The organism is Streptomyces sp. T39, from assembly GCF_008042045.1.
In the GTDB taxonomy this organism is placed as follows: domain Bacteria; phylum Actinomycetota; class Actinomycetes; order Streptomycetales; family Streptomycetaceae; genus Streptomyces.
In genome coordinates this window covers 1-9132 of sequence record NZ_RDBP01000007.1, presented here as the reverse complement: position 1 = coordinate 9132, position 9132 = coordinate 1, and the positions used below count along the sequence as shown (strand labels likewise).

The following is a 9132-nucleotide window of genomic DNA, read 5'->3' as shown; positions in this document are numbered from 1 at the left end:
GCCTCTACCGGGCGGACACCGTGATGGACCCCGTCTCGCTCGCCGTGGCCGTCACCGACGCCGCTGTCCGGCCCGGCGGCGGCCCGGGCCCGGCGCCGCCGCACCAGGACCGCGGCGGCGAGCGCCGCCGCGAGCAGCACGGCCGCGCCCACGCCGCCGAGGACACCGGCCGGCGACGAGGACGTCGGCGCGGTGTTCCCGGCGGCGGTCCCGGGGGCCCGCTGTGACGGCGCGGCGGACGCCCGGGGCGACGACCGGGCGACGTCGCTGCCGAGATCGGGCAGGGCGGGCAGGTCGGCGGCGTCGGTGACGGCCACGGCGAGCGAGACGGGGTCCATCACGGTGTCCGCCCGGTAGAGGCCGCCGAAGGCCCTGGAGCCCTCGGCGGTCAGGCGCGCGGGTGCCTCGGTGAGCCGGACGAGACCGTCCTTCGGGGCGAAGTCCCGCGCGGTGAAGGTGATCAGGGGCACGGCACGGGTGCGTCCCGAGGCGCCGGTGATGTCGGCGCGCAGCGTCCCCTTCCCGCCGTCGACCGTGACGGTCACCGCGGAGAGGGTGAGGTCGAGGCCGTCGCCGGTGAAGCGGACGGAGCCCGCGAACGAGGCGTCGAGGGTCCGCCGCGCGGCGTCGTAGGTGCCCTTGCCCCCGGGGAACCGGAAGAGCGCGCCGCCGTCGAGGGCGCCGCCGGACAGGGTCCAGCGGCCCCGGGCGGTGAGGGTGGCGGGGATGTTCCGGAGCGCCACCGGGCTGGTGCCGCCCCGCATGTCGACACCGGAGAGGTCGAGGTCCGCGAAGGCGATCTGGGTGCCGCGGGTGACCTTGCCGGTGCCGCGCTCCTTGCTGACGACGTCGAGGTGGAGGGTGCCGCGGCCGCCCGTGATGCGGACGGTGGGACGGCTGACGGCGAGGTCGAGTTCGTACGCGCCGCCGGGCCCGCGGTGTCCGAGGAAGTGGACGCCGCCCGCGAAGCCGGCCCGGAAGGCGCCGGTCGACGGGTCGTAGGTGCCGTCGGCGGAGTGGAAGCGGAACTGGCTCCCGCCGACCGTGGCGGCACCTCCGGTCAGGCTCCAGGTGCCCTGGGCGATGGGGCCGGTGACGTAGCTCTGGAACGAGGACTTGAGGCCCCAGTCGAGCCGGCCGCCCTGCACCGTGCGCGGTTCCGCGGGAGCGGCGGCCGCCGCGCCGCCCGCCGGGAGCAGGAACCCGAGCAGGGCCGTGAGCGCGGCGAACAGCACCGCAGGCGTGCGGGCAGGTGGGAACGGCAGCATGAAGCCCCTCCGACGGATGGTTTCTTAGGTAAGGCTAACCTAAACTACGATCGCTTCCTCCGGACAGCCCGGTGACGGTCCGTCGCCCGGGCGCGGCCTCCGGGCCCGCCCGGACGACCCCGGAACGACACACACAGGACGGTGCTTTCGTGCGCAGAACTCGCCTGGCGGGAGCGGCGGCCGCCGTGCTCGCCCTCGCCCTCACGGCGGCCGGCTGCGGTGCCGGCGGCGGAGGCGGGACGTCCGCCGCGCCGTCCGGGCAACGGAGCGGAGCGGCCTCCGCCGACCGCGTGGAACCCCTGGCGGACCGTCCGGTCCCGCGCCTGCCCGTCACCGTCGCATCGGCCGACGGCACCGAGGTCACCGTCACGTCCACCGACCGGATCGTGCCGCTCACGGGCTCGCTCAGCGAGATCGTCTTCACCCTCGGCCTCGGTGACAGGGTCGTCGCCCGGGACATCACCGCCACCTTCGAACAGGCCGCCGCGCTGCCGGTGGTGACGCGTGGTCATGACGTGTCCGCGGAGAGCGTGCTGTCCCTGAAGCCGACCCTGGTCATCGCCGACACCTCGACCGGACCCGCCGAGTCGGTCGGCCAGATCCGCGACGCGGGCATCCCGCTGGTGGTCGTCCGGCCGGCCAGGAACCTGGAGGACGTCGGCCGCCGGATCGGCGAGGTGGCGGCCGCCCTCGGCGTGGACGGCGCCGGCGAGGAGCTGAAGCGCCGCACGGCGGACCGCGTCGCCGCCGTGCGGGAGTCGATCCCCGCACGCGAGGGCCCGGCGCTTCGGGTCGCGTTCCTCTACGTCCGCGGCTCGGCGGCCGTCTACCTGCTCGGCGGCGCCGAGTCCGGTGCGGCCTCGCTGCTGGAGGCGGCGGGCGCGGTGGACGCGGGCAAGGAGTCCGGCCTGACGAAGGACTTCACCCCGCTCACCAGCGAGGCCCTCGTCAAGGCCGCCCCCGACGCCATCCTCGTCATGACGAAGGGGCTGGAGTCGGTGGACGGCGTGGAGGGCCTGGTGAAACTGCCCGGAGTCGCCCAGACGCCGGCCGGCATGGACCGCAGGATCGTCTCCGTCGACGACGGCGTCCTCCTCAACTACGGTCCGCGCACCGACGAGGTGCTCGACACCCTGGTGCGGCAGCTGTACGGGGAGCGCACGTGAGCGCGCCGCACCACCCCGCGACGCCCCCGGCGACGCCGGCCCCGGACACCCGGGCCCCGGCCCCCGCGAAGACCACCGGCACCCCCGCGCCGGCACCCGAGGACCGTGCCGAAGAAGCGACGCGCGAGGACGGTGGCGGCGGCACGGCACCCGAGGACCGTGCCGGCACGACGGCTCCCGGGGACCACCGCACCGGGACGGCGCACGGCGCCGGCGCTCCCGGCGCGGAACGGGCCGGGCGGCGCGGGCGGGGGACGCTGCTCACCGCCGCACTGCTCGCCGTCCTGCTCCTGCTGTGCCTGCTCTCCGCCGCCCTCGGCGCCTACCACCTTCCGCCGGGCGACATCCTGACCTCCGTTCAGCACCGCGTCGGCCTCGGCGGGCACGCCCTGGAGCGGTCCGCCGAGAGCGTGCTGTGGAACATCCGCCTCCCCAGGGTGGTGCTGGCCCTGCTGGTGGGAGCCTCGCTCGGCTGCGCAGGAGCCCTGATGCAGGGCGTGTTCGGCAACCCGCTCGCCGAGCCGGGTGTCATCGGCATCTCCAGCGGCGCCGCGGTCGGCGCCGTCGGCGCCATCGCGCTCGGTCTTGACTTCCTCGGCACCTGGACCGTCGCGCTCTGCGCGTTCCTCGCCGGGCTCGCGACGGTAACCGCGGTCTACGTCCTGTCCCGGTCCGGCGGACGCACCGAGGTGGTGACGCTGATCCTCACCGGTATCGCCGTCAACGCCTTCGCGGGCGCGCTCATCGGGCTCTTCGTCTTCTTCGCCGACAACGCGCAGATCACCGAGATCACGTTCTGGCAGCTCGGCTCGCTGGCACAGGCGACCTGGCCCAAGGTCCTCGCGGTGCTGCCGTTCGCGCTGGCGGGTCTCGCCGTGGCGCCGTTCTGGGCACGGCGGCTCGACCTGCTGGCCCTCGGTGAACGTCCGGCCCGGCACCTGGGCGTGGACGTCGAACGGCTGCGGCTCGTCCTGATCCTGGTGGTGGCCCTGCTGACGGCCGCGGCGGTCGCGGTCGCCGGTGTCATCACCTTCGTGGGGCTGCTGGTGCCCCACCTGCTGCGGATGGCGCACGGCCCCGGACACCGCTTCCTGATCCCCGGCAGTGCCCTGGGCGGGGCCGTCGTCCTGGTGGCGGGCGACCTCGCGGCACGGACCGCCGCCGCGCCGGCCGAGCTTCCGCTCGGTGTGCTGACGGCCCTGTTCGGCAGCCCGTTCTTCTTCTGGCTGCTGCGCAGCCGAGCGAGGCTCCCACCAGCAGGGCCAGCACCACCCTGGGGAGGCGGATGTTCCACAGCACGCTCTCGGCGGACCGCTCCAGGGCGTGCCCGCCGAGGCCGACGCGGTGCTGAACGGAGGTCAGGATGTCGCCCGGCGGAAGGTGGTAGGCGCCGAGGGCGGCGGAGAGCAGGCACAGCAGGAGCAGGACGGCGAGCAGTGCGGCGGTGAGCAGCGTCCGCCTGGCACGTCACGGCATGCGCGCCGCCGCCTACCTGATCACCGGTCAGGTGGGGGAGTGGCACGGCTACTACCTCTCGTGGGCGGAGGTGCGCCGGATGGCCTCGTCGAAGCGGTGGGACTTCCAGAGCCACACGGACGACCTGCACCGGCGCCTGCCGCTCGACGCCTCGGGCGACCGCCGCGGCGAGCAGTGCCCTGCGGGCCAGCGGGCCGTGGCCCTCGCGCGCCGTCATCGGGCCGTCCTTCCGTGCCCGGTGCGGTCGGACGCCGCCCCGGCGGGGCGCGTCACCTCGACCGTCAGCGTCCGGAAGACCGGCCATCGGGGCGCGCCCTCGTTGCGGACACCCAGTCCGATGCCGCCGGTGGAGCGCCCCCCGGTCGCGTCCGGGGGCACGGGGACGCGTGCCCGGTGGCGTCCGTCGACGTGGACGTCGGTGCGGCCGGCCGCCACCACGACCTTCAGCGTGTGCCGGGCCGCCGGTTCCAGCCGGGCGCGGGCCACCGTGCGCCGCGCGGCTCCGGTGCCCTCGGTGACCCGCAGGTTGGCGCGGCTGAGGGAGATCACGACAGGCCGTACGCCGTGGGCGCGCACGGTGAGGGAGACGCCGTTCGCCGTGGAGTGCAGGGCGCCGACGCTCGCCTCGGCCGTGTAGCCGGTCCAGTCCGCCGTGGCCAGGGGCAGGTACTCGGCGGAGAGGTGGCCCCGCTCCAGCGGGTACGGCCCGGCGCCGGTGAACGCGCCCACCGTGGTGTCCGCGGGCGCGCCGGGGAAGTCCCATCCGGAGGGCGCCGCCAGCGGCCGCGGTACGGCTCCGGGCGGGCGGGGACTGCGTTCGGCGAGTCCGGCGAGCAGGTCCGCCGCCGTGGTGTCGCTGGTGATCTCCAGTCGCTGCACGGTCCGTTCGGCGAAGGCACGGGCGCCGGCGCCGAGCGGGCGCGCCCCGCGGTGGTTGGTGAGGGCGGCGGTGAACCGCTGCCGCAGCATGCCGTGCAGGTCCCCGGCCTCCGACGGGCCGGAGCCGTACGCCTCGGAGAACGGGTAGGCGAACAGCAGGGGCCGCGGCAGACCCTGCGAGGTGATCGCCGCGATCGAGCGGTCCAGGTCCCCGGCGACCCTGGTCCGGTACTCGGCGGGCGTCTCGCGGCGGCGCTCCGCGGGCAGCCAGAGCCGCTCGGTCAGCGCGGGGCCGCGGCGGTCGCCCGAGGCGTCGAGCGGCAGGCGCCGGTGCAGGTCGTCCGTGTGGCTCTGGAAGTCCCACCGCTTCGACGAGGCCATCCGGCGCACCTCCGCCCACGAGAGGTAGTAGCCGTGCCACTCCCCCACCTGACCGGTGATCAGGTAGGCGGCGGCGCGCATGCCGTGACGTGCCAGGCTGCGGTCGGCGTGCCGCCACAGTCCCTGGGCGCCGTCGTCGAAGGTCAGGTAGACGGAGCGCCCCGGCACCGTCGCGCCGCGCAGGTGCCGGACGAACGCGGCGGTGCTCAGCGTCCGGTAGCCGGCGGCGCGCAGGGCGGCGAGATGCGCGTCGAACGCCGCCGGTGTCACGGTGTACGGGGGTTCGCCGTCGGGCCGGACGTCGTGGTAGGCGAGGACCACGGGTCCGCTGTCGCGGGGGAGGCTCCGGATCGCGGGAGTGCCCGCGGCCGGCGGGGGCGCGGCGGCCGGGGTGATCTGATCCCCCACGGCGAGCCGGTCCGTGCGCTGCTGCCAGGCGGCCAGGAACGGGATGCCGGCGACCACGACGGCGAGCACCCCGAGCAGCGCGCGTACCAGGACGCTCCGGACGGCGGAGGCGTGCGGAGACGGCTTCACCACATCTCCCCCCGGGTCGTGACGGTGAGCAGGAGCAGCACGACGACGGCGGCGCCGAGCACCGCGGCGAGCGCCCGGGCGGCCGTCGCCGCCGCGTTCCTCACGAGGTGCCCCTGGACCAGACGCCCCGGCGGACGGTGGCGAGGGAGTACGGGAGCAGCCAGGCCAGCACGGTGGAGGAGAGCAGGCTCATCAGGGGCCGGTAGCGCCACCGGGTGTCCCCCGGGTGGTCCGCCTTGTACGCCATGCCCCAGGCGCAGCCCTTGAGCAGGACGCCGCACAGGTAGAGGCCGGTGAGCAGCCACAGTCCCTGCACCGGTGCCCACACCAGGTGCCGGACGGCCATCAGCGGGGCGATCAGCACCCACAGCACGTGCCCGTAGTAGAGGGCGGCGGCGCCGGGTCCCCGGCGCCACATGAATCCGCCCGTGAAGCACAGGTTGCGGATGAAGCTCTTCTTCCAGCGGACCTGCTGCCGCAGGAACGCCCGGACGCCGGCCGGCACATCGGTGCCGACCCGGGCCGACGCCACGTAGCCCACGAGCCAGGGGCGTTCCGGATAGTCGTGGCCGTCGACGAACGGGGAGCCGGCGTGACGTTCCTTCAGCCGCTTTCCGCGCCACGCCTGCCCGAGCACGTACCCCGTGAGCTGCCGGTCGGTGGCGAAGCGGAACGGGGCCCCGAGGAAGCGGTCCTCGGCCCAGGCCGGGAGGTAGTTCCAGATCGCGTCCCGGCGGAACGCGGCCAGCGGGCCGGACACGCAGGTCACGGACCCGAAGGCGGCCTCGGCCGCCTTGGCCACACGGAACTGGCCCTCGTACCAGACGTCCTGGATCCGGGCGAGCAGCGAGGCGTCCGGGTTCAGCGCGCGGCAGTGGCCGCTGACGGCACCGAGGTGGGGGTGGCGTACGAGGGCGGTGACGCAGCGGCCGACGGCGTCGGGCGCGAGGACGCAGTCCGAGTCGGTGAAGACGATGACATCGCCGTCGGCGCGTGCGCAGGCCTGCACGAGGGCGTGCTTCTTGCCCACGTTCTCGGCCAGGTGCACGACGGTGATGCCGAGTTCGGCGCCGAGGCGCCGCAGGATGTCTCCCGTGCCGTCGCACGAGGCGTCGTCGACGACGACGATCTGGACGCCCGGGTGATCGGATCCCGCCATCGAGCGCACACACTCCTCGATCCGCGTCTCCTCGTCCTTCACGGCGAGCAGCAGGCTGACGCGGGGGCGTTCGGGCAGCGGGGGGAACGTGCCGCGCAGCCGCCGGGGACACGGCACCTGCGTGACGGCCGGGTCCCGGTAGCGGGTGTAGGCGACGTAGAACATCGCCGCGGTCGCGGCGAGCACCGCCGTCCCGTAGACCGCCGCCGGGCCGGCGCCGTCGGCGAGGGCGGAGGAACGGTCCGCCAGGATGACCGTGAGGGGGGTGAGGCAGAGCAGCACGACGACGCGCACGACACCGTGCCGTGTCGTGGGGTCGAGCCCGGCGGCCCACCGTCCGGCGAGCGACCGCATCGCCCCGGTGCGCGGCGGCAGCAACGCGACCCGGGCCCCGGGGGCCGGTCGGTCCCCGGAGGGCGCCGGGGGCTGCGCGACGCCCGGGTGCCGCTCGCCCGCGGAGGGTTCGGGCGGCGTGGTGTCCCCGCCCCGCCGGTACGGGGGCGGCGCGGTCCGCCGGCTCATCGGGCCGCTCCGGTGCGCCGTCCGGCGAGGCTGTGGGTGGTGTCGAGCACCGGGCAGCCGCGGGCCAGGCCGGACACGTCGGTGCCGTCGTGGAGGGTGTGCACCACGATCAGGTCCCAGGGCAGCGAGGCCGCGTCGGCGAGATGGCGCAGTTCGACGCCACGGCAGGTCACCTCGGGGACGAGGGGGTCGTGGTAGCCGACGTCGGCGCCGAGCGCGGAGAGCCGGTCGATGATCTCCAGCGCGGGGCTCTCCCGCACGTCCGCGACGCCGGGTTTGTACGCCACCCCGACGACGAGGATCCGCGCCCCGGCGACGGCCTCTCCGCGGTCGGCGAGCGTCTCGCGGGCACGGCGGACCACTCCCGAGGGCCGCGCGGCGATCGCGGACATCGCGGAGTCGACGAGCGGCGCCTCCCGCTGCCGGGCGCGCAGCTGCCACAGCAGGTAGTGCGGATCGCAGGGGATGCAGTGCCCGCCGACCCCCGGCCCCGGGTAGAAGGGCATGAAGCCGTACGGCTTGGTGGCGGCGGCGTCGATGACCTGCCGGGGGTCGAGCCCGAATTCCAGGCTGGTGTCGGCCAGTTCGTTGGCCAGGGCGATGTTGACGGCGCGGAAGGTGTTCTCCCAGAGCTTGCACATCTCGGCGGTCTCGGGGTCGTCCACCCGGTGGATGCTCGGTGCCGTGCGCCGCAGCAGCTCGGTGGCGAGGTCGGTGCTGCGCGGCCCGACTCCCCCGACCACCCGGGGCGTCGACTCGGGCGCGTGGCCGTCGATGCCCGGATCGATGCGTTCGGGCGCGAAGGCGACGTACACGTCGGTGCCGGGGCGCAGCCCCCGGGCGGCGAGCGGTGCCACGAGCAGGTCCCGGGTGGTGCCGACGTAGCTGGTCGAGGTGAGCACCAGCAACTGCCCCTCGCTCGCGTGACGGACGACGGCGGAGCACGCGGCGGTGAGCGCCCGCAGGTCGGGCACCCGGTGCCGGTCGACGGGTGTCGGCACGCACACGATCACGGCCTCCGCGCGTCCCACGGCCCCCGTGTCGGTGGTGAGCCGGAAGGACGGGTCCTTCAGCGCCTCGGCCAGGCCGGGGAGTCGTGCCGGCGGCAGGTCCACCTCGCTCCGCCGGATGTCCGCGAGCCGGGCGTCGCTGATGTCGACACCGGTCACGGCGAATCCGGCCTCCCGCAGGGCGAGCGCCGTCGGCAGTCCCACGTAGCCGAGCCCCATCACGGCGACCGTGCCGGTGCGGGCGGCGGTGCCCTGGGGCGGTACGGACAGGTCCTCACAGGCCGCTTCCGCGGCGGTCACGATGGCGTCCACCCGCCGGAATATGACACGTACGATCATCGGCCGCGGAGGCAACGCTCCGCGTTCCCGGCACCCCCGTGGGGGAGTTCACCCGTTCGCCGGGTCCGCGCACGTGGCAGGCGTCCGTGGACGGTGCGGCGGGCCTGCCGTGACGTCAGGTGGCGGGGGTGGCACGGCCGGACCGGCTGCCCGGCACCGGCCCGAGGTGCCACGCGTGCCACGGCCGGCCACGACCCTGCCGGAAGGCGCGTCGTGGCAGGGGTGCCCCGGCCCGGCCCCACCCGACGGCAGCGCCGGGGTGTTCCCGTCCGCCGTCGTCACCCCGCTGGACGGCATTCGCGCCCGGCTGCGCGGCCGGGCGCGGGTGCTGCACGTACCCGGCCCGTCCGCGGGTGCCCCGCCGGAACCGCTGGACACGGCGCTGTGCCGGGATC

The 9132-nt window shown here is 75.5% G+C and carries 6 protein-coding genes and 2 pseudogenes; 3 read left to right on the top strand and 5 right to left on the bottom strand.

Annotated features, from left to right (window positions below):
* A partial coding sequence (locus tag EAO77_RS00515; protein ID WP_147986161.1) for an HtaA domain-containing protein occupies window positions 1-1268 on the bottom strand: 1268 nt, incomplete at its 3' end.
* A gap of 149 nt (window positions 1269-1417) precedes the next feature.
* On the opposite strand from EAO77_RS00515, the gene EAO77_RS00510 reads away from it, so the two are divergent.
* Window positions 1418-2434 (top strand): hemin ABC transporter substrate-binding protein, encoded by a 1017-nt coding sequence (locus EAO77_RS00510; protein ID WP_410088166.1) that lies wholly within the window; start codon window positions 1418-1420, stop codon window positions 2432-2434.
* A gap of 191 nt (window positions 2435-2625) precedes the next feature.
* Window positions 2626-3681 (top strand): annotated as a pseudogene (locus EAO77_RS00505) (FecCD family ABC transporter permease); the annotation flags it as partial.
* Window positions 3682-3718: 37 nt separating this feature from the next.
* Here EAO77_RS00505 and EAO77_RS39660 read toward each other — a convergent pair.
* From EAO77_RS39660 to EAO77_RS00480, 4 genes and pseudogenes are all read right to left on the bottom strand, one after another.
* Window positions 3719-3799 (bottom strand): annotated as a pseudogene (locus EAO77_RS39660) (hypothetical protein); the annotation flags it as partial.
* Window positions 3800-4123: 324 nt separating this feature from the next.
* Window positions 4124-5707, bottom strand: coding sequence for a polysaccharide deacetylase family protein (locus EAO77_RS00490; RefSeq protein WP_261993739.1), 1584 nt, complete (start codon window positions 5705-5707; stop codon window positions 4124-4126).
* Between the two features lie 100 nt (window positions 5708-5807).
* On the bottom strand, window positions 5808-7388 hold the full coding sequence (locus EAO77_RS00485; protein ID WP_410088165.1) for a glycosyltransferase family 2 protein: 1581 nt from the start codon (window positions 7386-7388) through the stop codon (window positions 5808-5810).
* Entirely contained in the window at window positions 7385-8617 is a 1233-nt protein-coding gene (locus EAO77_RS00480) for a nucleotide sugar dehydrogenase (protein ID WP_261993740.1), read from the bottom strand. Before EAO77_RS00480 ends, EAO77_RS00485 begins: the two co-directional genes overlap by 4 nt.
* 295 nt (window positions 8618-8912) lie before the next feature.
* Here EAO77_RS00480 and EAO77_RS39410 point away from each other — a divergent pair.
* On the top strand, window positions 8913-9132 hold a 220-nt coding region (locus tag EAO77_RS39410), incomplete at its 3' end, for a hypothetical protein (protein ID WP_147986158.1).

Coding starts and splice junctions, on each gene's coding strand:
- EAO77_RS00485 (WP_410088165.1), bottom strand. CDS start 7,388: ATGAGCCGGCGGACCGCGCCGCCCCCGTACCGGCGGGGCGGGGACACC.
- EAO77_RS00480 (WP_261993740.1), bottom strand. CDS start 8,617: ATGGGGCTCGGCTACGTGGGACTGCCGACGGCGCTCGCCCTGCGGGAG.